Below are 23,664 nucleotides of genomic sequence, written 5' to 3'. Positions count from 1 at the left end.
GTGCAGCGACCATAAGACAAAGGCCGGATCGCACAAGGCGATCCGGCCAATATCATCATCCGGAGTGGTGCGATCAGAAGCTGGCGCGCACCTTGATCCCGTAGAAGCGCGGCGGCGAGGGATAGACCGCGAAGGTCCCCGTCTGCTCGGGCACGGGGAACGACGTGATGTTGTAATAGGTGTTGAAGATGTTCTCGACGAACGCTTCGACCCCGAACCGGTTGTCGGCGAAATTCAGCCCGACGCGCGCATTGGCGATGCCATAGCCATCGTTCGTCGTTGCCGGCGCGCCCAGGGCGTTGCCCGGAATCGGAATGGTCGGATCGTTGATCGTGTTCGAATCGCTGTTCTGGCGGAAATCGACGTGGACAAGCGCACCGACACTGTCGGTAAGGCGCGGCGTCCAGGTGAGACCGCCGGTCAGCACATGGCGCGGCTGGTTGGTCAGCTGCTGACCGTTATCGGGCGCCAGCGGATCGTTAATCTTCGCGTCGAGATAGGTATAGCCCAGCTGGACGATGAAGTTGCTGACCGGACGGATGATCGATTCGAGTTCGACGCCCTTCGAGATGACCTCCTTGAACTGGCGGACAACGAAGCTGCTGCCCTCGAACCGCAGGCTCTGATACCCCGAGAAATCCTGATAGAAGCCGGTGACGTTGAAGGTGAAGGCCCGGCTGAAATTGGTCTTGAGTCCGATTTCATAGGCATTGACCTTTTCGGCCCCGAATTCGAGATCCGAAATCTGCGCCCCGTTACCCCCGAAGTACGCCGAATCGAACGTACCGCGATCGAGGTTGTAGCCGCCCGATTTGAAGCCGCGATCATAGCCGCCGTACAACAGCACGTCGGGCGTGATCTTGAACGCCAGCTTGGCGGTGCCGGTGAACTCGTTCTCCGACCGGTCACCGTTATAGACGCCGTTGAATTCCGGATTCACCGTGGGATTGCAGATTAGCAAGCGGATGCCGTCAAGCGACGGCTGGCTGGCAAGCACCGCACCGAATACACTCGAGCTGCCGCCGGGCAGAAGTGCCGAACACCCCGGGTTGACGGCGTTGAGGTTCGCGTTGATCGACTTGGTTTCATGGTTGAACCGCAGGCCGAGCGTCAGCGACAGCTGATCGGTGAGCTGCACGATGTTATGCGTGAAGATCGCGAAGGCGTTGGTATCGACGGTGTAATCGTCGTTGTTCTGACCCGCGCCGACATTGCTCGGCAAGGGGGTCGCGAACTGCGCCGCCGAGCCAGGGATGCTGGCGATCAGCCCGTTGACCAGCGCCGCCGAAGGATTGACGAACGGATTGGTCAGATAGGTGCCGAAAAACGGGCGGCCGGGGAGCGAGCCGAACAGCGAATAACCATTCGGCGCAAACGGGTTGGCCGGGTTGGCGGTCGCACCCGCAAGCAGGGCATCGACATACTGATCAGCCTGGGTGCCGAAGCGGATGGTATCGCGCAGCGTCATCTTCTCGTTGAGATAGAAGCCGCCGACCAGCCAGTCGAGCCGGTCGTTCAATGCCTTACCCTGGAGGCGGATTTCCTGCGTGATGTCGCGCAGCGTCGTCTTGTAATCTTCGCGATAGGCGCGATCCAGCCCTGAGAAATCGATATCCTGGTCGCGCAGCGCCTTCCAGTCGCGATAGGCGGTGATGCTGGTCAGCTTGACGCCGCCGAAATCGTAATTGATTTCGCCCGACGCACCATATTCTTCGACCTTTTCGGTGAACGCGCGGTTGGGCGAAATTGCCATCCGGCGCTTGCTCGGATCAAGGTCGGTCGGATAGCCGACATTGCCGCCGAGGCTGGCGAGGAACTGAACCGCGGGCGTCGTTTGGCCGTTGGTGACCTGGATCGCGCCACAGCAATTTTCGTCGGTCTTGTAATAGTCGCCGATCAGGCGAACCGACAGGTTCTCGTTTTCGTACAGACCCTGTGCGCGGACGAAATAGCGATCGAGATTGTTGATCGAGCGATCCGAGTTGACGTCCTGGATATAGCCGTCGCGCTTGTGATAGCCGCCGTCGAGACGCACCGCGAAGGTTTGCGAGATCGGGCCGGTTACGCCGGCCTTGACCTCGATATTGTCATAATTTCCGTAGGTCACCTCGCCATAACCGCCGAGCGTGAAAGCCGGGCCCTTCGTCGTGATGCTGAGTGCGCCGGCCGACGTGTTGCGACCGAACAGCGTTCCTTGCGGACCGCGCAGCACTTCGACTCGATCGACCGGCGGCAGTTCGGCAAGCGCCAGGCCTGCACGGGCACGGAAGACGCCATCGACGAAGACGCCGACCGCAGGTTCGAAACCGGGGTTGTCGCCGGCGGTACCGATGCCGCGGATCGACAGGACGACGCCGGTGGCCGACGACTGGCCAGTGGTCGCCTGGAGGCTCGGGGTCAGCTGGCGCACGCCGCGAATATCGACGACGCCGGCATTTTCGAGTTGTTCGCCGCCCACCACGGTAACCGCGATCGGCACGTCCTGGGCAATCTGGTTGCGCCGCGTAGCGGTAACGATGATGTCATCGCCATAGCTGTCGGCACCGGCATCGGGTGCGACGCCGACCGTGTCTTCCTGCTGCTCCTGCGCCGTATCCTGGGCAAAAGCCGCGGCGGGAGCGACGATAAATGCCGCCGACGCCAGAAGTCCGTGAACAATACGCATGAAATTTCCCCTCCAAGTGCCGATTCTGATGAAGCCGGCCATTATCCGAACCGCGCTGTTCCGCGCGTTGAAGCAATTACGGCACAAAAATCACGTCGCAGAGTCGCTGTCAATCGAAAGCATCGGCACAATGCGCGGTTTATTGCGTCGTGTAGCGCATCCGCCACGTCGAGACGGGGCCTGGCTCACCGGTCCGACACCCTGATCCCGCCTTTTTGCCGCGAATGGTGCGCCCGACAGGATTCGAACCTGTGGCCTCCGGATTAGGAATCCGATGCTCTATCCGACTGAGCTACGGGCGCGGGAACGATCCCCTGCCCTGCCCCTACTATCGCGGCGCGAGGTGCGTCAATTTGACAAATGAGGCGCGGGCCGCGCTCAGTCCGGATTTTCGGTATCCGAAAGCATATCGTCGAGCGCGCCCGAACGGTCGAGCTGGGCGAGTTCGTCGCTGCCGCCAATACCACGATCGCCAATGAAGATTTGCGGCACTGTGCGCGCGAACGGGGCGCGATCACGCATTTCGGCCAAGCGGTCGCCGCCCATCGTTACGTCATACTCGTCGTAGGCGATGCCCTTGCGATCGAGCAGCGCCTTGGCGCGCACGCAATAGCCGCAGCCCCATTTGCTATATATTTCAACCTTGGCCGGCACATTGAAATCCTTGTTTTTTCCCTGAGCTCCATATCGGAATGATCGCCGATTTAGTCAATGCGCCTGGTCGCGCTCGCTCTCGCGATCATCGTCGTGCACGACGCGCGACCAGCACGCCACGACAACGCTGTGCGCGCCGGCCCGCTTGAGCGTGCGGGCGATCGCCCCCGACGTCGCGCCACTGGCATAGACATCATCGACGAGCAGGATCCGCGCGCCACGCACCGCCGCGCGAACATCTGCCGGAACGGCAAAGGCGCCGCGCATCTGCTTGGCGCGCGCCGATTTGCCAAGGCCCCTGAGCGGCGGCGTCGGCTTGACCCGCGTGATCCAGTCCGCGTTGACGCGAAGCCCCCGGTCGTGGCCGATCTGACGGGCGATCAGCATCGATTGATTGAAACCGCGCGACCACAGCCGCCAGCGATGGAGCGGAACCGGGACGATCGTCCAGCCGTCCATGTCGTCGGGCAGGTTGCGCGCGATATGGTCGGCGGCCAAACGGGCGAGGCCGATCCGCCGGCCGTATTTGAGCCGCAGCGCAAGCGTGCGCGCAATCTCGCCATAAGCGAATGCCGCCAGAACACCGTCGTGATCGGGTGGCGCGGCGAGGCATTGCGCGCACTGCGCCCCCGCGCCGCGGTCGAACGCAAATGGCAGGTGACAGGACGCGCACCAGGGCGGGGAAAAGAAATCGATCGCGCTCCAGCAAGCGAGACAGAGGCGCCGGTCGCCGTCGACAATCTCGCCGCATGCGGGACAACGCGGCGGTAGCGCGTAATCGAGCGCTGGTTGCACGAGGCTAGTCAGCAATGCGAGCGGGCCCGCCATGGCAGACTTGTGGCATCGGCCATCTCGCGGCACAAGCGCCCGCATGACCAGCCCGGCCGTTCCAGAGATATTCGATACCGATCGCCTGGCCCTACGCCGCGAACGCGCGCGGCGGAGCGGCACGGGGTTTCTCGCCGATCTCGTTCTTGGTGCGGTCGTCGAACGGCTCGACGATGTCACGCGCCGGTTCGAGACCGGCCTGCTGGTCGATCGTTCGCCCGACGAGGCCGCCGCGCTGTCGAAGCAGCTGGGCTTCCGGCTCGAAGCGATCGATGCGATCGGCCTCTTTGCTGACCGCGAGACAGGCGCGACGCCGCTCGACTGCATCCTGTGGCCCGGCGGGCTGGAAAGTCTCGCCGACATCCCCGGGGCGCTGGTCCGCTGCCGTCGCCTGCTGCGCCCCGACGGGATGATCATGGGTGCCTTCTGGGGCGCGGGAAGCCTGCCCGCGCTCCGGCGCATCATGGCGGCCGCCGATGGCGAGACCCCGCGTGTGCGGCTTCATCCGCAGGTCGATGTTCGCGCGATGGGCGACCTGTTGCAACGCGCGGGCATCGCGCTTCCCGTCATCGATCGCGACGACATCGTCTTGCGCTATCGCAGCTTCGACCGCCTGATCGGCGACCTGCGCGGATCGGGCCTGACTAATGTCCTCGCCGGGCCCGTCGCTGCGCTCGACCGCTCCGCAGTGGCCCGGGCCGAGACGGCATTCGAGGCGGCGCGCGACGAGACCGGGCAGGTCGTCGAAACCATGACGCTGGTGCATTTCACCGGCTGGGCGCCCGATGCCTCGCAGCCCGTGCCCGCACGTCGTGGCAGCGCGAAAGTGTCGTTGCGCGACGCGCTCTCGAGCAAGCCCTGACGGCTTAGCCCCGCGATCGTTCGCGCAGGCTGTCAAGCAGGAGATAGTCGATCGGCGGCATCGCCAGGCGCGCGATCGAGGCGGTGTCGAACCAGCCTATTTCATCGGCATGCAGCGCAGTAACGTCGCCGCTCCAGGTCGCCACATGGTAGAGCAAGAGCAGCAAGTCGCGCGGGCCCGCCAGCCCGCTGGCAAAGGTCAGCGGCGCAACATCGCGCGCCGCGATCCCGATCCCCAATTCCTCGTGCAATTCGCGGATCAGCGCATCGACCGGGCCTTCGTCTGCTTCGACCTTGCCCCCCGGAAATTCCCACAAACCCGCCATGTCACCACCTGCCGGACGTTTCTGGAGCAGCCAGCGGCCGCCCTCTCCCGGCAAGGCCGCAGCCGCCACGATCATAATGGGACACCTATTGGAAATGTGACTGTGCCTCATAATAAATTAACCGAAATCCATCATATCAATCGCCTTTGGATACTACAGCTCCATTCAAGGGACCCGCCATCATGACCAAGATAGTTGGCCTGTTTCGGTCGGAAACCGCTGCTACGGCAATCGAATACGGTCTTATCGCTGCGTTCATCGCGGTCGGATGCATCGGCGCGTTCACCGCCATCGCCGATTCGACTTCGACCAAGTGGAATACGATCGAAACCGAGTCCACCAAGGCGATGAATTAATCTTTTGAAAAGGGTTTTCCCATAAGCCTTGATCGTTGGCCGAAAACCTTTTGGTCAGCCGGGTAGAAGCTAGAAACCTCAGGAGACCAAAAATGAAATTTTTGAAAACCATGATCCGCGACACCAAAGCCGCGACCGCCATCGAATATGGCCTGATTGCCGCACTGATCGCCGTCGCAGGCATCACCGCGTTCCAGGCTGTCGGCACGAGCGTCAAGGGCACGTTCACGAACGCCTCGACGGCAATGAACCAGTAATCAGCGACGCCTCTCGCGAGAGCGAGAACGCGACGTCAGATCTGGACAAGGGCGGTGGACCTTCCACCGCCCTCTTTCATGCGCGCCGTTTGCGATCGCGATCGGCGCATCTTTGCCTCAGCGATTGCCTTTGACGACGATTTTGACCCGATCGCCGACATTGAGCCGGGCATTCGCGCTCAACCGATTGAGCACCAGGAAACGTTCGGTGCGGAAATTGTCGTACGCCATGCGGTTGGCAAGGCTCGCCACCGTGTCACCCGCACGAACGGTCACGACATCGATATAGCGCGGCTTGATTGCCGCGGCCTGCGCCGCCGAGAGGCGACGGACGCTCTGGAACATCGAATTGAACACGCCTGCATCGCCCGCCTTGGTCAGCGTCGCGAAGTGGAACGCGCTTGTGTTCGAAAATTCATAGGCGAAGATCGTGATGTCGACCGCCCCCGACTGCGTATTCGCGCGCGCGGTGACGTAGGACGCAGGCAAGCCGTTGACCGTCGTGCGACTGACCTGGCCGACCTGCAGCTGCGTGTCGCCGGCAATCCCCTTGAGCGCGCGCGTCAGGTAATCGGACATGTTGCCGTTATAACTGCCTGCGGTGGTGAACATCGCCTGGCCGTTGGGGCCGCTGATCGTCACCGCCTGCGTGCCGTTCTGCATGCCGTAACCCTGCGGCACCGAGAAGGCGAAGCGCAGATCGGGATGCTGGAAGGTCTGGCCTTCGACGATACCCTGGGCGGGATCATCGCCATAGAGCACGCCATCGACCGCCGCCTTGAACGCGGCTTCATTGAGCCGCCCGCCAGTGACGCCGGTGCTCGCCGCGATGCGCTGGGCATCGGCGACGCGTGACGCCGGATCGGGGTGGGTGCTGGCCCATTCGGGGATCGAACGCGCATCGCGACCGGCGACGCGCGCTTCGAGATCGTCCTGCGCAGCAAGGCTGGCGAGCATCGTCGACAAGGCACGCGGATCGTAACCGGCGCGCGCGAGATACTGGACGCCGAGGCGGTCGGCCTCGAGTTCCTGGCCGCGCGAATAGCCCAATGTCGCGATCTGGGCGACCTGCAGCGCGTTGTTCTGGAGCAGGCCACCAACGGTGCTGGCAATCCCGCCGGCATTGCCGAGCAGTCCGCCCACGACGGTGCCGAGAACGCCGAGAATGGTGTTGGTCTGCGCCTTCGACTGGCGCTTTTGCGAATGGCGCGCGGCGACATGGCCGATCTCATGGCCCAGCACGCCGGCCAGTTCGGCTTCGTTGTTCATCAGCGCCATCAGCTGGCGCGTGACATAGACATAGCCGCCGGGGATCGCGAAGGCGTTGTTGACCGGCGAATTGAGCAGCGACACGGTAAACGACGAAGCAGAATTCGACAGACCCGACTGGACCGCGATATTCTGACCCACGCGGGTGACATAGGCGGCCTGTGAACCTTGATAGGTGCCGCCGAACTCCTGCAGGATCTCGGGGTGGTTCTTGGCGCCCTCGGCGCGTTCCTGGCTGGTGATCGGGGCCGACTGGCCGGCGACGACATCGCCGCCCCCGGTATTGCCCATCGTCGTGCAGCCCGAAAGGGCGAGGGCTGTCGCCGATGCGAGCAGGATGGCTTTGCAATTCATTGAAATGTCTCCCTGGGGGTTCGTTAGCTTCCCGTTATGAAAGCTAAACCCGTCAACAGGGGTGGGGTTCCGTCGAACGGCGACCGTCGCAATGTCAGCCCGCCAATTGCCCCATTGCGAGGTATTTTTCCTCGCGTTCGGTGCGCAGCGCATCGGGCGTCTTGCCGGCCAGATCGTTCAGCTCTTCGCCAAGCGCCTTTTTGAGCGCGGCGATCGCGACCGAGCGGACGCGATGCGCGCCGCCGATCGGTTCGGGAACGATGCGATCGACGACGCCAAGGCGTTTGAGGTCGTCGGCGGTCACCTGCATCGCGGTCGCGGCATCTGCGGCCTTTTCGGCGGTACGCCACAGGATCGAGGCACAACCTTCGGGCGAAATGACCGAATAGACCGCATGTTCGAACATCAGCACGCGGTTGGCTGCGGCAAGCGCGATCGCCCCGCCCGAGCCGCCTTCGCCGACGATCGCGGCGATCATTGGGACCTTAAGCTCGAGGCACGCCTGCGTCGATCGCGCGATCGCCTCGGCCTGGCCGCGTTCTTCGGCCTGGATGCCTGGAAAAGCGCCCGAGGTATCGACCAGTGATACGACCGGCAGGCCGAAGCGATCGGCGAGTTCCATCAGGCGGATCGCCTTGCGATAGCCCTCAGGCTTGCCCATGCCGAAATTGTGCTTGATGCGGCTCGCGGTGTCATCGCCCTTTTCATGGCCGATGACGAGCAGCTTGCGGGTCCCAAGCCGCGCCAGCCCGCCGATGATCGCGTGATCGTCGGCAAAGGCACGGTCGCCCGCGAGCGGCACGAAATCCTCGAAAATCCCTGCGACGTAATCCTTGAAATGCGGTCGCTCGGGGTGGCGCGCGACCTGCGTCTTCTGCCACGGCGTCAGTTTGCGATAGATGTCCGACAACATCTTGGCCGACTTGGCCTCGAGCTTGTCGATTTCCGACTGGATGTCGACACCGTCGCTCGCGCTGGCGCGCAGTTCGTGGATGCGCTCGTCGAGCGTCGCCACCTGTTTTTCGAAATCGAGGAAACTGACCATATCGGCGCGATCGGTAGGGCGCGGACGACGGTTCGTCAACGCGGTTGGTCGGGCCGCGCTGCCGCCGCGCTACCACCGGGGCGCCGGGCGAGCGGATGGCGCGCATTAACCAGCTCGATCAATCGGCTGGCATCGACATGGGTATAGATTTCGGTCGTCGAGATATCGGCATGGCCGAGCATCACTTGCAAGGCCCGCAAATCGGCGCCGCCTTCGAGCAGATGCGTGGCAAAGGCGTGGCGCAGGACGTGCGGGCTGATCCGGTCGGGCGCTATGCCCGCATCGGCGGCGTGCGCACGCAGCAGCTGGAACAGCCGGACGCGCGAAAGATGGTTCTTCCCGCTCGGGAACAGCCATGCGCTATCCTCGGGGACGAAGGCAAGCCAGCGTGCGACGACCGCGCGGCCACGATCGGACAGAGGGACGAGACGCTCCTTCCCGCCCTTGCCGCGAACGATCATGAACGGCTGGTCGATGCGGATCGCGCGGCGCGGCAGTGACACGAGTTCGGTCGCGCGCAGCCCCGAGCCGTAGAGCAGTTCGAGCAGCGCCAGCAGCCGGATCGCGGCGCGCGCATCGGGTGCTGCAGCGCGCTCTTCGGCGAGCGTGAACAGCGCCGCGATCTGCGCGCGATCGAGTGTTCGGGGCAAGGCACGACCGCGCGACGGGCTGGCTAGCGTGCGCGTCGGGTCCTCGCCGATCATCGTTTCCTCGACGAGAAACCTAAAAAAACTGCGCAGCGCCGATTGTTTGCGCGCCAGCGTCGTGGCAGCGAGCCCCGACCAATGCTGCACGACGGCACGGATCGCTTCGCCATCGGCGCTCGCCAAGCGACCACCGAGCCGTCTGCTCGCCTGTTCGAGGTCGCTGCGATAGGCCGCCAGCGTATTCGGCGCGCAGCCCTTTTCGGCTGCCATCATCTCGAGGAAACGCTCGATCAGCTCGGCATCGCTGCCTTGATCGACAGGCGGGTTCACCGCGTCCGCGCGCGCCTAGCTTCGCGCAATGGCTTCGGCCGCAATCATGCGCGCCTCGGGCTCGAGACCGACCTGACGCAGAGCACGGACGATGTGGAACAGGTGGCGCGGGCTGACCTTGTCCCAGCCCCTGCCCTGCATGCCGACCGCGGTCAGCACCGCGACGGTACCGGGTTCGCCGCGCGAGGCGGCGGCATCGATTGCGCGCGACCAGCGCGTCTGCTGACCCAGGTCGAGCGCCAGATCCTGCGCCCATTTGCTCGCGGTGCCGTCATCGATCCGGCCGAGGCCGGCGAGACCGGCGACGAGGAAGCGTGTCGCGAGTTGCTCGGCGCTCTTGTCGTCGCCGCTGAAACTGTCGATCGATCCCGACGACACGATGCCGCCATTGGGCGCGGCGAGCGCCACCATCGCCCAGGCCGGGCTCCCCTCGTCGAGCGCCTTGGCCCAGCGCGCGGCCACGGTATCGAAGCCGCCGGTCAGCATCGACGCGATCAGCGGGGCGGCGTCGTCGCCATAGTCGCCCGATACCGGCATCGTTGCCGCCGCACGCGCGGTGAGGACGTAGGCACCATAGGCATTGCCGTGCGCGTCATCGCCCCAGATATCGCGCAACGCCGCCAGCCGGTTCGCCGTCCGGCGATCGGCAAAGGCGGTGCGCAGGTCGTCGGCGAGCGCGAGCGTTGCCTCGCCGCGGTCGCCGCTGCGCGCGGCAAAGCCGATGAGATCGCCATAGGCACGGTTCGAGAGGATACCGATGCTCGCGGCGGCCTTGGCATCGCTGACGCGCGCGTCGATCGGCGTCATTGCCGCCGCCATCCGCCATGCGCGCATCCGGGCGTTGAAATTCTGCGTCAGCCGGTCGGGGATATCGAGCCCCGCGGCAGTCGCGAGACCGAAGCGCCAGCCGTCGAGCTTGTCGACATTGTCCCACTGGACGGTCACCGACCGGCGCCCGGCGGCCCCCGCGCCGACGATCCGCTGCGCCAGCAAGATATCGATCGTCTCGCCCTCGCGTCGGCGCAGCCGGTCGATCGTGCTCGACGCGATACCTGCCTCGCCCGCCATCGCGGCGCACATGCTGCGCGCCACTTCCCAGCGCTTGTCCTTGGTCTTGCTCAGCCCCTGGTCGACCAGCGGGCACAGGCCTGCCGGATCGGCGTTGGCCATTGCGGTGCCCAGCGCAACGTTGAGCAGGCGCGGCGTCGCGTTGTCGCTGTCGATCGACTGGACGATCGCCTGCGCGCCGCGCGCATCACCCATCCTGAGCAGCAACGAGGCGCGCGCCGCAGCCCAGTCGGCGCCATTGATCGTCGCAGGCGTGGCGACATCGGACAATAGCGTGCGGCGGAGCAGGATCGACGCCCAGCGCGAGGCGATCGGCGCCTGCGTTTCGCGCATCAGGATGCTGAGATATTCGCCGCCGCTCGCGCCGAACGCATCGGGGGCAAGCCCGCCGACGTCGGTGCCGAGCGGTCCGAACTGGTCGAGACTGCGGCGCGCCGATGGTGGCAGGTCATAGCGTACCGCTGCAGGCACGTCGCTCTGGTCGCCTTCGTCGGTGCCGGTTTCGCCCGAGACATCCTCGCTGGTTGCAGGGGACGGTGCGGGCGTTGTCCCCGGATTCGACGGAGCGCTCGGCGTCGGCGCAGGTGCGGGTCGCGGCGCGGGTGCGGGCGTCGGAGCCGGCGTCTCGCCAAAGCCCGGGGGCAGCAGCGATTCCTGGCTGGCGACGGGCCCCGACAGCGACAGCGCGATCAACGCTACACCCGACAGGCCGAGCGCCAGGCGCCGACGACGGGACGAATTGACCGATGGAGCGGATGTCATTGCGCTGCGCTTATTTCGCCGGAGCGGCCTGGACCGGGGTTTCGATGCGGCTCACCGGCTGTTCGCCGTTGCGCGAGGCAAAGAAGAACAGGCCGCCGACGAGCAGCACCAGCAACAACAAAATGATTACGAGCGAACGCGACATGATACCCCCGGGGTGGCGGAACAGAAATGCGGCGGCGCGTGCTTGGTGCCAGTCGTCGGTCAAAAGCTTTGCCCGCCGCGATGGCAAAGCTATAGCGGGCGCATCCATGCAGCGGAACCCGAAAACCAGCCCCCAACCTTCGCCCACGCGTGCGGCGAATGCGGTCGGCCCATTGCCGCCAGCGGTCGCATCGCGGACGATCGTCCTCGTCGGACTGATGGGCGCGGGCAAGACGACCGTCGGGCGCCGCCTGGCGCGCGTCCTCAAGCGCCGCTTCGTCGATGCCGACAGCGAGATCGAACATGCCGCCGACATGGCGATTGCCGACATGTTCGAACGCTATGGCGAGGAAGAGTTTCGCGACGGCGAACGCCGCGTCATCGCCCGCCTGCTCGACAGCGAGCCGATCGTGCTGGCAACCGGCGGCGGCGCGTTCATCGATCCCGAAACGCGCGCCTTGATCGCGGCGCGAGGGATCAGCGTCTGGCTTGACGCCGACCTTGCCGTGCTGGCCGAACGCGTCGTCAGGCGTGATACCCGCCCGTTGCTGCGCGGCGACGATCCGCTGACCCTGCTCGGCGCGCTCGCCGAAAAACGCCTGCCGATCTATGCACAGGCCGATATCCGTGTCGAATCGAGCCAGGCGCCCCACGACCGGACGATCTCCAGCATCCTGACGGAGCTTGCCGCATGGAAAGGCTGACCGTCGACCTAGGATCGCGCCGCAGCGACATACTGATCGCTCCGGGCCTGCTCGACCGCGCAGCCGATTTTCTCGCCAGCGACGCGCGCAACGCCCGCATCGCCGTCGTCACCGATGACAATGTCGCGCGCGCTCAACTGCCGCGGCTTGCCGCATCGCTAGACAAGGCGGGCATTGCCATCGATCCGATCGTGGTGCCCGCGGGCGAAGCGAGCAAATCTTGGGATCAGCTTGCCGCTTTGTGCGACGCGTTCGCGGCGCGCGGCGTCCAGCGCGGCGAAGCGATCGTCGCGCTCGGCGGCGGCGTCGTCGGTGATCTGGCCGGCATGGCGGCCGCGCTGCACCTGCGCGGCGTGCCGATCGTCCAGATCCCGACCTCGCTCGTCGCCCAGGTCGACAGCAGCGTCGGCGGCAAGGTCGCGGTCGATACGAAGGCTGGCAAGAACATGGCGGGCAGCTTCCACCAGCCGCGCCTCGTGCTGATCGATCCCGGCTGCCTCGCCACATTGCCGGAGCGCGAAATGCGCGCGGGCTATGCCGAGATCGTCAAATACGGGCTGATCGGCGACGCGGACTTCTATGCTTTTTGCGAAGCCAATGTGACGGATATCATGGCGCGCAATCCTGACGCCCTGTCGCACGCGATCTCTCGCTGCGTGGCGGCCAAGGCGCGCATCGTCGAAGCCGACGAGGACGATACCGCGGGCACCCGCGCGCTGCTCAATCTCGGCCACAGCTTCGGCCACGCCTTCGAAGCGCTCGCCGGATATGACGGCGCCTTGCTCCACGGTGAAGCCGTCGCGGCGGGCATGGCGCTGGCCTATGCCTATTCGGCGCGGATCGGCCTGTGCGATCCTGCCGTCGCGCGGCGCGTCTCGGCGCATATTGACGATGCGGGACTATCGACGCGCATTCCCGATGCGATCGGCCAAGCGGACTCTCGCCAGATCGTCGAGTTCATGATGCGCGACAAGAAGGCTGCTGGCGGAGGCCTGACGCTGATCCTTGCCGAAGACATCGGCCGCGCGGTGCTGCGCAACGGGATTGCGCCAGACGACGTCGCCGCCTTCCTCGACGAGACACGAGCCTAGCCTTCGACCGCGGGCCTTTGTGCCCGGTCGCCGACCCGGAAACGATGCTCGTCGCCGGCGTGCAGGTCGCCGCTTTCGATCTGCAGGTCGAGCCGCGTCTGGTCGTTGTGGCGGAACGCCTGTTCGACGTCGTTGATCTCTTCGGCCGTAGTTTCGAGCGCCTCGAGCGCGAGCCGGCCCATGCAGATCGAGCCTTCGAACACCTCGCGCACCGCCGCGCAATGCCCCGCCTGTTCGATCGCGATCAGGTGGCGACGGTCGAACACGCGGACGAGCAACTGCGCCTGCGGGAAGGCCTCGGCAATCGCTTCGACCGCCTTGCGATCGAGCGCCCCGTCGTCGATGCACAGCGCGATCAGCTCGGCCTGATCGGCGCCCGCGCGGCGCAGCAGATCGAGCCGCAGGCCATCGCCGAAATAGACTTTGACGTCATATTCCTCGCTGAGTTCGATCTGTTGCGGCTTCTTGTCGATCAGCGTCACCGACGCGTCGACCGCAGTCAGCATCTGCGCAACGGTCTGGCCGAAACGACCATGGCCGACGACAATCGCGCGGTTGCGCTTGGCCTCGCCCGGATCGGCCATATCGGGATCGTCCCTGGGCGCCGAAAATTCGAGCCGGCGCGCGATCATCATGAGGAACGGGGTCGAGGCCATCGACAGCGTCACGATTGCGCCGAACAGGCTTGCTGCCTCGTTCTCGATCAGCAGCGCATCGCGCGCCTGCGCGAACAGGACGAAGCCGAACTCGCCGCCCTGGCTGAGCAGCAAGGCGAGACCGAGCGCGGGCTTGCTGTCGACCTTCCACAATCGCGCAAGGCCATAGATGACGAGCGTCTTCACGATCACCACCGCCGCCGCCATCGCCAGCACGAAGACCGGATTGTCGATGATCGCCTGGATATCGAGGACCATGCCGACGGCGAGGAAGAACAGGCCGAGCAGGATCGAGCGGAACGGCTCGACATCGCTTTCGATCTCGTGGCGATAGGGTGAATCGGCGAGCATCACGCCGGCGATGAACGCGCCGAGCGCGGTCGACAGGTGCAGTGCCTCCATCACCGCCGCGCTGGCGAGGACGGTGAACAGCCCGACGACGACGAACAGCTCGCGCTCGCCGAGCCGCCCGACCAGCCGCAACAGCGGGCTGAGGACAAAGCGCCCGACCAGCACCAGTCCGACGATCGCCCCAACCGTATAGACGCCGAGCATCCATCCCGGCGGCGCCGAGGGGTCGGCGGGCGCACGCGACAGCGCCGCGATGATCGTGATCAGCGGGACGATCGACAGGTCCTGGAACAGCAGGATCGAAAAGGCGCGCTCACCAAATGGCGAGTTGATCCGCCCCGAACTCTTGAGCCCTGGCAGAACCTGCGCGGTCGAACTCAGTGCCAGCGGGAGACCGAGCGCGATCGCTGCGGCGAGCGTAAAGCCGGTGGTGAAATAGATAACCGCAAACAGCGCCAGGCCGCACAACATGACCTGGGCGAAGCCGAAGCCGAAAATATCGCGGCGCAATCGCCACAGGCGCGAGGGGTTTAGCTCGAGCCCGACGAGGAACAGGAGGAGGACAATGCCGATCTCGGCGATCGCCATCTTCGATTCGCCGTCGCCGACCAGCGCCAGCCCCTGCGGCCCGATCAGCGCGCCCGCGGCGAGATAGCCGAGCACCGCGCCGAGACCGAACTTGCGGAAGATCATGACGAAGACAAGCGCCGCACCGAGCAGCAGGACACCTTCATAGAGCAGCGACTGGCTCGCCGCGGCCGCGGCTGCGGCCTGCGCGTCCATCAGCGCCGCTCCGCGCTCAAGCGGCTTCGCCGCCAGCGCAGCACGCCGCTTCGACGCCCGCTTCAAAGGCGAGCATCACCGATTCGTGGCGCGACGGCGCGGCGCGCGCATCGGCGACCGCATCGAGTTCGGGCCAGTCAGGGGTCGGCGCATCGCCATCGGCAAGCCACGCCTTCATCGCGTCACGCGCGGTGATCAACTCGGCGCGCGACTTGCCGCAGCAGTGGCTGGCGAAAATGGCCGCCGATGCCTGGCCGAGCGCGCACAGATGCGGCGTGATGCCAACGCGGCAGACGCAGCCGCCGTCGTCGAGGTCGAGCCCCAAAGCGAGCCGGCTGCCGCACACCGAGGTGCGCCGCTCGACCCGTGCCTGCGGCGCATCGGGCATCGGATAATCGGCCAGCCGCGCGGCGAGCCGGATGATATCGCGATTGTAGAGTGCTCCGCTCATGATGCGCTGTGTCCCTTGCGCTGTTGTTCGACCAGATCGGTAATCGCGATCCCGCTCGCGTTCAACAGCGCATAGCTGCGGCTGTCGGTCATCCAGGCGGGGCGATCGGCGTTGCGGCCGTAGACGGTGTTGTAGGCGAGGCTCGCGAGCAAAAATAGGACCGTCGCGATGACCAGTCCCTTGACCAGCCCGAACCCCACGCCGATCGCGCGGTCGAACGGCCCGATGAACGAACTGCGCGATCGCTGTCCGATGCGGTGTGCAATGAACTTCCCAACGCCCAGCGTCACGCCGAACAATATCGCAAAGGCGAGCATCGCGGCACCCGAACTGTTGCCGACATAATCCTGCGCGATGACGGCGGCGGGGGCGTGGAACAGGCGCACGACGATGATCGCCGCGATCAGCGCAGCCAGAGCGAAAACCTCGTGGACGAAGCCGCGACGAAACCCGATCGTGGCATTGAAGCCGAGCAGCAGGATGACGAGGATATCGAGTGCGGTCATGGATGCGATCGTTCCGGCTACAGCGTGCGCCCGCTATTAGGCGGCGACGGCCGTCGGCTCAAGCGTCGAGAAGACCGAACACGATCTATCGATCATCGCGTCACCGCCCGAGCATATGATCGACGAATGCCTGCAGATTGGCGAAGCCGGCGACGTCGTTGCTGTTCTTGGGTCCGCCCTTGTTCGCCACCGCGCGCGGGACGAGGCTGCGCGTGAAGCCCAATTTGGCCGCCTCGCGCTGGCGCAGCTCGGCGTGGGCAACGGGGCGCAGCTCGCCCGACAGCGCGACTTCGCCGAAAATCACCGCATCGCTCGGCACCGGTCGCTCGGCAAGCGCCGAGACCAGCGCGCCCGCAACCGCGAGGTCGGCGGCGGGGTCGGTCAGGCGATAGCCGCCGGCAATGTTGAGATAGACTTCGCACGCCGAAAAGCTCAGCCCGCAGCGCGATTCGAGAACCGCGAGGATCATTGCCAGCCGCCCCGAATCCCAGCCGACGACCGCGCGGCGCGGGGTCGCGCCGCTCGCCAGCCGCACGGTCAGCGCCTGCACCTCGACGAGGACGGGGCGCGTGCCTTCTAGCGCAGGAAACACCGTTGCGCCGGCGACGTCGCTCGTCCGGTCGGTCAGGAACAGCGCGCTCGGGTTAGTGACTTCGTCGAGCCCGTCGGAGCCCATCGCGAACACGCCGATCTCGTCGGTGCCGCCGAAGCGGTTCTTGAGCGCGCGCAGGATGCGATACTGGTGGCTGCGTTCGCCTTCGAAGCTCATCACCGTGTCGACCATGTGTTCGAGCACGCGTGGCCCGGCAATGCTGCCGTCCTTGGTGACATGGCCGACGAGGATCAACGCGGTCCCGCGCTCCTTGGCAAAGCGGATCAGCTCGTGCGCCGATGCGCGGACCTGACTGACCGTCCCGGGCGCGCCCTCGATCAGGTCGCTATGCATCGTCTGGATCGAATCGATCACCAGCATCGCGGGCGCGGGCCGGTTCGCAAAAGTCGTCAGGATATCGCGCACCGATGTCGCCGCGGCGAGCTGGACCGGCGCCTTGCCGAGGCCGAGGCGGACGCCGCGCATACGCACCTGTCCGGCCGCTTCTTCGCCTGAAATATAGGCGACCGCATGGCCCGCGCTGGCGAGCTTCGCCGCCGCCTGGAGCAGCAGCGTCGATTTACCGATGCCGGGATCGCCGCCGATCAACGTCGCCGATCCCGCGACGAGGCCGCCACCCAGCGCGCGATCAAGCTCGGCAATGCCGGTCGGCAGCCGGTCGGGCAGCGGGATATCGCCGTCGAGACCTTCGAGCGTAACCGCGCGTCCGCCGGCGCGCAGATCGTGCTTGGCGGCGAAGACGGTGGCGGGCTTTTCCTCGACCAGAGAATTCCATTCGGCGCAGTCGGCGCACTGGCCCTGCCAGCGATTCGATTCGCTGCCGCAACTTTGACAGACATATCTGCGTTTCAGTTTCGCCATGCACAGCGTGTAACGGGAACAAAGGCGGAACGCCAGCCCTTCCCCACCGAAAAGGAAATGACCCTATGACCGAATTGCCAATCCTCACACGCCGCCGCCTGATGAGCGGCGCGCTCGCGCTGCCGATCCTTGCCCTGCCCGGTTGCACGACCGGCCTTGGCGGCTTTGGCCTGGTCGATGCGATCCGCGAACTGCTGACGCTTTCGTCGCAGCGTGCCTTTGCCAATCTGCTGCGGCCCAACGGATTTTTCGACAGCGAGGTCGCACGCATCACGCTGCCAGCGCAGCTCGGCGGCGACGGCGCGGGATCGATTTTGTCGCGCGTGCTCACCTCGGGGCCGGTCAAGGACCGCCTCACCCTACAGGTCAATCGTGCCGCCGAACGCGGTGCCGAGCGCGCTGCGCCGCTCGTCTATGACGCGATCCGCACGATGAGCATCACCGATGCGCTGAGAATCGTTCGAGGCGGGCCGACCGCCGCGACCGGCCTGCTCCGCAACGTGATGGGCCAAAGCCTCGTCAGCGCGATGTTCCCCGCGATCGGCGAAGGACTGCGCCTCGCCGATTCGGCAGTCGTCAGCGAAGCCTTGCGGCTCGCCACCGGGATCGATTTCAACGGCCTGTCGCAGGATATTTCGCGCAAGGCATCCGACGGCATCTACGCCGCGATCGGCCAGGAGGAAGCCGCCATCCGCGCCAATCCGCGCAGCAGCAACAGCGCGCTGATCCAAGGGGTATTCGGGGTGCTGTAAACGCCACTCCTCGCCAGTTCCCCTGTTTACGCGGGCAATTCTCTCCCCATCCGTTCGTCCTGAGTAGGCTCGAAGAGCCGTATCGAAGGACTCTCGCGGGGTAGGTAGGGTTGAAACAGGTCCTTCGATACGCGCCTGCGGCGCTACTCAGGACATACGGGGTTGGGAGGGGGAGATGAAAGGCCCGGTGGGGTGCGCCCACGGTCCCTGCCCGCTATAGCGATGGCGAATCGATCCACCGCGCCACGGGAGCCGCACCATGAAATTCTTCGTCGACACCGCCGACATCGCCGACATCAAGGAAATGGCCGACACCGGCCTGCTCGACGGCGTCACCACCAACCCGTCGCTGATCAAGAAGGCGGGGCGCGATTTTATCGAGGTGACGAAGGAAATCTGCGGCCTGGTCGACGGACCGGTCAGCGCCGAGGTCGTCGCGCTCGACCATGACGGAATGATGCGCGAGGCCGAAATCTTGCGCAAGATCGCCGATAATGTCGCGATCAAGGTTCCGCTGACGATCGACGGGCTCAAGACGTGCAAGAAACTGACCAGCGACGGCACGATGGTCAACGTCACGCTCTGCTTCTCGGCCAACCAGGCGCTGCTCGCGGCCAAGGCGGGGGCGACATTCATCTCGCCCTTCGTCGGCCGCCACGACGACAACGGCTTCGACGGCATGGCGCTGATCAGCGACATTCGCCTGATCTACGACAATTACGATTTCGACACCGAGATCCTCGTCGCCTCGATCCGCCACCCGATCCACGTCCTCGAATCGGCCAAGATCGGTGCCGACGTCGCGACGATGCCGCCCGCTGTGATCAAGAGCCTGTTCAAGCACGTGCTGACCGACAAGGGCATCGAAGGCTTCATGAAGGATTGGGCGCAGACCGGTCAGTCGATCGGCTAAGCCAAGACGCTATGCCACCGTCATTGCGTTAAGCGGCGCAAGGAGTGCCGCGCGGCTTGGCCGCTCGCAATGACGGTAACGGCTAGATCACCATTTCGTCGGTGCCGGGTCGACGACCTTGAAACCGCCGGCGCCGACTTCGCTGACTTCGAGCGCGCGCTGGGCGATGCCGAGATTGTCGAAGCGGAAGATGCCGTCGATCCCGCCGAAGCCGTCGCTGGCGAACAGCCGGTTGATCGGGAAGGTCGTTCCCGGCTTCCAGTCGCGCGACACGCGCACCGTCAGCAGGACCGCGTCATAGCCCAGCGCCGACAGGCGGAACGGCGTTTCGCCGTACCGTGCGCGGTACTTGCTTGCGAGCTGGCCGTAATAGCCGTCCGACACGCTAGCGAACCATGATCCGCGCAACGCCGGCGCGCCCGCGAGCGAGCTGTCGGTGTTCCACAATTCGGTGCCGAGGAAACGCATGTCAGCTCCCGCCGCCTCGCGCAGCATCGGCGCTGCCTGCACCGCGACGCGGCCGCCATCGGCGATCAGCACAGCGTCATAGCCCGAGACGCGTCCAAGCCGCCGCACCGCACCGGTGATCGACGCGGCCGACCGGTCGTAGCGTTCGGCGGCGATGACCGCCCCGCCATGGTCCTTGACCGCGCTTCGCATCGCGGCGAGCGCACGTTCGCCATAGGGACCCGCAGGTGCCAGCGCAGCGAAGCTCTTATAGCCCTTGGAGCGGGCGAAGGTGACAACGCGCTCGACCGATTGCGACGGGACATAGCCGAGCAGGAAGGTGCCGTTGCCGGCAACCGACGTGTCGTTCGAAAAGCTCAACAGCGGGACGTTGGCAGCACGCGCGATCGGCGCGGCGATCTTGACGTCGGAGGCGAGCAACGGGCCGAGGATCAGCTTGTTGCCGTCAGCGATGGCCTGGCGCGTCGCATTGGCGGCACCCATCGCGGTGTCATAGGTCGTGATGCGCACGCTTTCGGACTTGGAATCGAGCAACGCCATCGTCGCCATGTTGGCGATCGAGGTACCGACGCCAGCATTCTCGCCGCTTTGCGGGACGAGCAAGGCGACGCGGTGGCGCGTTTCGTCGCCTGGCAGGCCCGGGGTTACACCGGGTCCGGTCGGCTGCGTCGTCGGCGTCTGGTCGGTCCGTTGCGGCCCCTTGGGCAGGAGCGTCTGGCACCCCGTCACGAGGACCGCGAGAAACGCGATCATCAGCGCCTGCCAAAGCCGTTTCAGGCCCATCGATTCGCTCTGCGCTTGCGGCGCATATCGCCTATCTGCCAAGACCGTACTCATGAAATCGTCTCCCTCTTCAGGTCTCTATATCGTGGCGACGCCAATCGGCAACCTGGGAGACTTGTCCGATCGTGCGAAATCCTTGTTCGCGCTCGCCGATCTCGTCGCCTGCGAGGACAAGCGCGTCACCGGCAAGCTGCTCAACCACCTCGGCATCAAGCGCCCGATGGTCGCCTATCACGACCATAGTGACGATGCCGCGAGGGATGCCCTGATCGCGCGCGCGGCAAGCGGCATTGTCGTGCTGGTCAGCGATGCGGGCACGCCGCTGATATCCGATCCGGGCTACAAGCTGGTGCGCGCCGCGCGAGCCGCGGGGATCACGATTGCCACACTGCCGGGGCCGAGCGCCGCGATCGCCGCGCTGACGCTCGCCGGTCTGCCGACCGACCGCTTCGTCTTTGCCGGCTTCCTGCCCAACAAGACCAAGGCGCGGCGCGATGTCGCGGCCGAGTTCGCCGCTCTGCGCGCGACGCTCGTCTTTTACGAAACCGGTCCGCGCCTTGCCGCCAGCCTTGCCGATCTCGCCGATGTTCTCGGCCCGCGCGAGGCGGCGGTCGCGCGCGAGATCACCAAAATGCACGAGGAGTGCGTGACGGGCACGCTGCCTGCGCTTGCCGACCGCTATGTCGATGCGCCGCCCAAGGGCGAGATTGTCATTGTCATCGCGCCGCCGATCACCGCTGTCGCAGCCGATCTCGACGACGCGGCGCTCGATGCGCTCCTTACCGATCTCCTATCCGATATGCCCGTTGCCAAGGCGGCACGGGAGGCAGCGCGCAACCACGGTGTCGAACGCAAACGCGCCTATGACCGCGCGGTGGCACTGAAAGGCGGTCAATGAGCCGCGCGCCAAGCCGCGAACTCGCTGAGCAACGCGGGCGCAAGGGCGAAAGCCTCGCCGCCTGGTACCTGCGTCTCCACGGCTGGCGGATCGTCGCGCGGCGCGTGCGCGCGCCCGGCGGCGAAGTTGACCTGATCGCCCGGCGGGCGCGCACCGTCGCCTTTGTCGAGGTCAAGTGGCGCGCAACCGATGCCGAGCTCGACCGTGCGATCGACCGCAACCGCCTGCGCCGCGTCGCTGCCGCTGCCAATGCGCTCGCCCCGCGCTATGCCCCGCATGGCGAAGACGTGCGGATCGACGTACTGCTCCTTGCGCCGCGCCGCTGGCCACGCCACATCGCCAACGCGTGGATAGGATAGGAACGCCCATGACCCTGAATGTCGCCGTCCAGATGGACCCCCTCGATGGAATCAACATCGCGGGCGATTCGAGCTTTGCGCTGATGCTTTCGGCGCAGGATCGCGGGGCCAGGCTGTGGCATTATGACGTTCGCAACCTGACCTGGCAGGGCGATACGCTGACGACGCGCGCGCATCCGGTCACGGTCAAACGCGACGCGGCCGACTGGTTTGCCTTTGGCGACGCGGAGGTGATCGACCTCGGCAGGGACATCGACGTCGTCCTGATGCGACAGGATCCGCCGTTCGACCTCGGTTATATCACCGCGACGCACCTGCTCGAACGGATCATGGACCGCACGCTGATCGTCAACGACCCGGTCCAGGTCCGCAACGCGCCCGAAAAGGTGATGGTGCTCGATTATGCGCGCTTCATGCCGCCGACGCTCGTCACGCTCGACCTGAACGAAGTGCGCGCGTTTCACGCCAAGCACGGGTCGATCGTCGTCAAGCCGATCCACGGCAACGGCGGCAAGGCGGTGTTCCGCATCGGCGACGACGGCATGAACCTCTCCGCGCTGGTCGAACTGTTTGGCCAGGTCTGGCGCGAGCCGTTCATGGTCCAGGCGTTCCTGCCGAGCGTCGCCGAGGGCGACAAGCGCATCGTCCTGGTCGACGGAGAGATCGCCGGCGCGATCAACCGCAAGCCCGGCGCAGGCGAGTTCCGATCGAACCTCGCCGCCGGCGGCCATGCCGAGGCGACGACGCTGACCGCGCGCGAAGAGGAAATCTGCGCCGCGATGGGCCCCGAGCTCAAGCGCCGCGGGCTGATCTTCACCGGCATCGACGTGATCGGCGGCGAGTGGCTGACCGAAATCAACGTCACCTCGCCGACCGGCATCGTCGCAATCGATACATTCAACGGCACCGATACGCCCGGCATGATCTGGGACGCGATCGATCGGCGGCTGGCGGCGATGGCCTAGCCCGCCCGGGCTCACTCGGCGCGCGGGTGCGCGCTGCGATAGACGTCGAGCAGGTGCGCCGCGTCGACCGCGGTATAGACCTGCGTCGACGTCAGGCTGGCATGGCCGAGCAGTTCCTGCAGGCTGCGCAGATCGGCACCTCCCGCCAGTAAATGCGTCGCAAAGCTGTGGCGCAGCGCGTGCGGAGTGGCACGATCGCACAGGCCGAGCCGCGTGCGCGCGGCCTGGACTGCGCGGCGGATGATCGCGGGCGACAGCGGTCCGCCCCGTTGGCCACGAAACAGCGGCGCGTTGCCGACGAGATCATAGGGGCACAGAGCGACATATGCCTCGATGCCTTCGCGCACGGTGGCGAGCAACGGGACGATACGCGTTTTGCCGCGCTTGCCGGTAACGCGCAGGCTATCGCCGAGCGGCATGACGGATCCGGTCAGCGACAGCGCCTCGCCGATGCGCAAACCCGCGCCGTAGAGCAGCATCAGCACCGCCCAATCGCGCGCGCCGGTCCATGCATCGGTAGCGCTCTCGGCGAGATCGTCGGCAAGCGCGACCGCCTCGTCGGGCGTGACCGGGCGTGGCACGCCTTTGCTGACCCTGGGTCCCTTGACCAGCGGCACGACCGCATCCTCGCCGCCAACGAAGCGCAGGAAGCCGCGCACCGCCGACAGTTCGCGCGCCGCCGAGGCGTTCGACAGGCCGTCACCACGCCGCGCGGCAAGATAGGCGCGCAGGTCGCCGGGGGTCAGCGCGGCGATATGCGCTGCGGTCACCGCCTCGCCGCGATGCGCCATGACGAATGCGCACAATCGCTGGGCGGTCGTCGTGTAGGCGCGCACGGTATGCGCCGAGCGCCGTCGTTCGATCGCGAGATGGTCGCGCCAGCGGTCGATCAAGGCGGATGCAGGCGTCATGCGAACAGCGTAGCGACTTTGGCGGCGGGGTGA

At 65.7% G+C, this 23,664-nt stretch carries 26 protein-coding genes and 1 tRNA gene; 11 read left to right on the top strand and 16 right to left on the bottom strand.

What is annotated here, in order from left to right; genetic code table 11:
- Positions 1–73: 73 nt before the first annotated feature.
- Positions 74–2,665 (bottom strand): TonB-dependent receptor, encoded by a 2,592-nt coding sequence (locus tag FSZ31_RS07945; RefSeq protein WP_147122838.1) that lies wholly within the window; start codon positions 2,663–2,665, stop codon positions 74–76.
- Between FSZ31_RS07945 and FSZ31_RS07940 the strand changes: the two genes are divergently transcribed.
- Complete coding sequence (locus FSZ31_RS07940) at positions 2,664–2,870, top strand: hypothetical protein (RefSeq protein ID WP_147122837.1); 207 nt, start codon at positions 2,664–2,666, stop codon at positions 2,868–2,870. The genes FSZ31_RS07945 and FSZ31_RS07940 overlap by 2 nt on opposite strands.
- A 20-nt stretch (positions 2,871–2,890) precedes the next feature.
- Here the strand turns inward: FSZ31_RS07940 and FSZ31_RS07935 are convergent.
- The 3 genes from FSZ31_RS07935 to FSZ31_RS07925 all read right to left on the bottom strand — a co-directional run bounded on the left by FSZ31_RS07935 (position 2,891) and on the right by FSZ31_RS07925 (position 4,147).
- Positions 2,891–2,967, bottom strand: a tRNA-Arg gene (locus FSZ31_RS07935).
- Positions 2,968–3,043: 76 nt separating this feature from the next.
- Positions 3,044–3,319 carry a glutaredoxin 3 gene (gene grxC / locus FSZ31_RS07930; protein ID WP_147122836.1) on the bottom strand — a complete coding sequence of 92 codons (276 nt, stop codon included), beginning with the start codon at positions 3,317–3,319 and terminating at the stop codon, positions 3,044–3,046.
- Between the two features lie 54 nt (positions 3,320–3,373).
- On the bottom strand, positions 3,374–4,147 hold the full coding sequence (locus FSZ31_RS07925) for a ComF family protein (protein ID WP_147122835.1): 774 nt from the start codon (positions 4,145–4,147) through the stop codon (positions 3,374–3,376).
- Between the two features lie 43 nt (positions 4,148–4,190).
- Here FSZ31_RS07925 and FSZ31_RS07920 point away from each other — a divergent pair, with 43 nt between their 5' ends.
- Entirely contained in the window at positions 4,191–5,009 is an 819-nt protein-coding gene (locus tag FSZ31_RS07920; RefSeq protein ID WP_147122834.1) for a class I SAM-dependent methyltransferase, read from the top strand.
- A 4-nt stretch (positions 5,010–5,013) separates the two neighbouring features.
- Here FSZ31_RS07920 and FSZ31_RS07915 read toward each other — a convergent pair whose 3' ends face one another.
- A complete protein-coding gene (locus FSZ31_RS07915; protein WP_147122833.1) occupies positions 5,014–5,409 on the bottom strand; it encodes an NUDIX domain-containing protein in 396 nt (131 codons plus the stop codon).
- 107 nt (positions 5,410–5,516) lie between these two features.
- Between FSZ31_RS07915 and FSZ31_RS07910 the strand changes: the two genes are divergently transcribed.
- Together FSZ31_RS07910 and FSZ31_RS07905 are read left to right on the top strand one after the other, a co-directional pair.
- Positions 5,517–5,690 (top strand): Flp family type IVb pilin, encoded by a 174-nt coding sequence (locus tag FSZ31_RS07910; RefSeq protein WP_147122832.1) that lies wholly within the window; start codon positions 5,517–5,519, stop codon positions 5,688–5,690.
- A 92-nt stretch (positions 5,691–5,782) separates the two neighbouring features.
- Entirely contained in the window at positions 5,783–5,947 is a 165-nt protein-coding gene (locus FSZ31_RS07905; protein WP_147122831.1) for a Flp family type IVb pilin, read from the top strand.
- Between the two features lie 117 nt (positions 5,948–6,064).
- On the opposite strand, the gene FSZ31_RS07900 is transcribed toward FSZ31_RS07905, so the two are convergent.
- The 5 genes from FSZ31_RS07900 to FSZ31_RS07880 all read right to left on the bottom strand — a co-directional run bounded on the left by FSZ31_RS07900 (position 6,065) and on the right by FSZ31_RS07880 (position 11,630).
- Positions 6,065–7,570, bottom strand: a complete 1,506-nt coding sequence (locus tag FSZ31_RS07900) for a M48 family metalloprotease (RefSeq protein ID WP_456236446.1) — start codon at positions 7,568–7,570, stop codon at positions 6,065–6,067.
- 94 nt (positions 7,571–7,664) lie between these two features.
- The gene (locus tag FSZ31_RS07895) at positions 7,665–8,615 is read right to left on the bottom strand and encodes an acetyl-CoA carboxylase carboxyltransferase subunit alpha (RefSeq protein WP_147122830.1); all 951 of its coding nucleotides are present in this window, start codon (positions 8,613–8,615) and stop codon (positions 7,665–7,667) included.
- 35 nt (positions 8,616–8,650) lie between these two features.
- Complete coding sequence (locus tag FSZ31_RS07890; protein ID WP_268934268.1) at positions 8,651–9,592, bottom strand: tyrosine recombinase; 942 nt, start codon at positions 9,590–9,592, stop codon at positions 8,651–8,653.
- 15 nt (positions 9,593–9,607) lie between these two features.
- Positions 9,608–11,422 carry a hypothetical protein gene (locus tag FSZ31_RS07885; protein ID WP_147122829.1) on the bottom strand — a complete coding sequence of 605 codons (1,815 nt, stop codon included), beginning with the start codon at positions 11,420–11,422 and terminating at the stop codon, positions 9,608–9,610.
- Positions 11,423–11,432: 10 nt separating this feature from the next.
- Positions 11,433–11,630, bottom strand: coding sequence for a hypothetical protein (locus tag FSZ31_RS07880; RefSeq protein WP_147122828.1), 198 nt, complete (start codon positions 11,628–11,630; stop codon positions 11,433–11,435).
- A 43-nt stretch (positions 11,631–11,673) separates the two neighbouring features.
- Here FSZ31_RS07880 and FSZ31_RS07875 point away from each other — a divergent pair, with 43 nt between their 5' ends.
- Positions 11,674–12,270: a shikimate kinase gene (locus FSZ31_RS07875; protein ID WP_147122827.1), complete on the top strand. Its 597-nt coding sequence runs from the start codon at positions 11,674–11,676 to the stop codon at positions 12,268–12,270.
- Positions 12,258–13,361, top strand: coding sequence for a 3-dehydroquinate synthase (aroB, locus tag FSZ31_RS07870; RefSeq protein WP_147122826.1), 1,104 nt, complete (start codon positions 12,258–12,260; stop codon positions 13,359–13,361). The genes FSZ31_RS07875 and aroB overlap by 13 nt, the downstream gene beginning before the upstream one ends.
- On the opposite strand, the gene FSZ31_RS07865 is transcribed toward aroB, so the two are convergent.
- The 4 genes from FSZ31_RS07865 to radA all read right to left on the bottom strand — a co-directional run bounded on the left by FSZ31_RS07865 (position 13,358) and on the right by radA (position 17,582).
- A complete protein-coding gene (locus FSZ31_RS07865) occupies positions 13,358–15,151 on the bottom strand; it encodes a cation:proton antiporter domain-containing protein (protein WP_147122825.1) in 1,794 nt (597 codons plus the stop codon). The two genes, aroB and FSZ31_RS07865, sit on opposite strands and share 4 nt — an antisense overlap.
- Before the next feature lie 16 nt (positions 15,152–15,167).
- Positions 15,168–15,602, bottom strand: a complete 435-nt coding sequence (locus FSZ31_RS07860; protein ID WP_147122824.1) for an iron-sulfur cluster assembly scaffold protein — start codon at positions 15,600–15,602, stop codon at positions 15,168–15,170.
- A complete protein-coding gene (locus tag FSZ31_RS07855) occupies positions 15,599–16,108 on the bottom strand; it encodes a CvpA family protein (RefSeq protein ID WP_147122823.1) in 510 nt (169 codons plus the stop codon). Before FSZ31_RS07855 ends, FSZ31_RS07860 begins: the two co-directional genes overlap by 4 nt.
- 100 nt (positions 16,109–16,208) lie before the next feature.
- Entirely contained in the window at positions 16,209–17,582 is a 1,374-nt protein-coding gene (gene radA / locus FSZ31_RS07850; protein ID WP_147122822.1) for a DNA repair protein RadA, read from the bottom strand.
- Between the two features lie 65 nt (positions 17,583–17,647).
- Here radA and FSZ31_RS07845 point away from each other — a divergent pair, with 65 nt between their 5' ends.
- On the top strand, positions 17,648–18,334 hold the full coding sequence (locus FSZ31_RS07845) for a DUF4197 domain-containing protein (RefSeq protein WP_147122821.1): 687 nt from the start codon (positions 17,648–17,650) through the stop codon (positions 18,332–18,334).
- A 259-nt stretch (positions 18,335–18,593) separates the two neighbouring features.
- Positions 18,594–19,247, top strand: coding sequence for a fructose-6-phosphate aldolase (fsa, locus tag FSZ31_RS07840; protein ID WP_147122820.1), 654 nt, complete (start codon positions 18,594–18,596; stop codon positions 19,245–19,247).
- Between the two features lie 87 nt (positions 19,248–19,334).
- Here the strand turns inward: fsa and FSZ31_RS07835 are convergent, their stop codons facing one another.
- The gene (locus FSZ31_RS07835) at positions 19,335–20,540 is read right to left on the bottom strand and encodes a penicillin-binding protein activator (RefSeq protein WP_236643722.1); all 1,206 of its coding nucleotides are present in this window, start codon (positions 20,538–20,540) and stop codon (positions 19,335–19,337) included.
- A 10-nt stretch (positions 20,541–20,550) separates the two neighbouring features.
- On the opposite strand from FSZ31_RS07835, the gene rsmI reads away from it, so the two are divergent.
- From rsmI to gshB, 3 genes are read left to right on the top strand one after another with little or no spacing between them, the layout of a single operon-like run.
- Complete coding sequence (gene rsmI / locus FSZ31_RS07830; protein ID WP_147122819.1) at positions 20,551–21,396, top strand: 16S rRNA (cytidine(1402)-2'-O)-methyltransferase; 846 nt, start codon at positions 20,551–20,553, stop codon at positions 21,394–21,396.
- The gene (locus tag FSZ31_RS07825; RefSeq protein ID WP_147122818.1) at positions 21,393–21,755 is read left to right on the top strand and encodes a YraN family protein; all 363 of its coding nucleotides are present in this window, start codon (positions 21,393–21,395) and stop codon (positions 21,753–21,755) included. The genes rsmI and FSZ31_RS07825 overlap by 4 nt, the downstream gene beginning before the upstream one ends.
- Positions 21,756–21,763: 8 nt before the next feature.
- Positions 21,764–22,720 carry a glutathione synthase gene (gene gshB, locus FSZ31_RS07820; RefSeq protein WP_147122817.1) on the top strand — a complete coding sequence of 319 codons (957 nt, stop codon included), beginning with the start codon at positions 21,764–21,766 and terminating at the stop codon, positions 22,718–22,720.
- Between the two features lie 11 nt (positions 22,721–22,731).
- On the opposite strand, the gene FSZ31_RS07815 is transcribed toward gshB, so the two are convergent.
- Entirely contained in the window at positions 22,732–23,631 is a 900-nt protein-coding gene (locus FSZ31_RS07815; protein WP_147122816.1) for a tyrosine recombinase XerC, read from the bottom strand.
- Positions 23,632–23,664 lie beyond the last annotated feature (33 nt).

The sequence above is a fragment of the Flavisphingopyxis soli genome (assembly GCF_007995095.1).
Taxonomy (GTDB): Bacteria; Pseudomonadota; Alphaproteobacteria; order Sphingomonadales; family Sphingomonadaceae; genus Flavisphingopyxis; species Flavisphingopyxis soli.
Note: the sequence above shows the minus strand (reverse complement) of the source record. Positions and strands in the feature narration are given on the sequence as shown.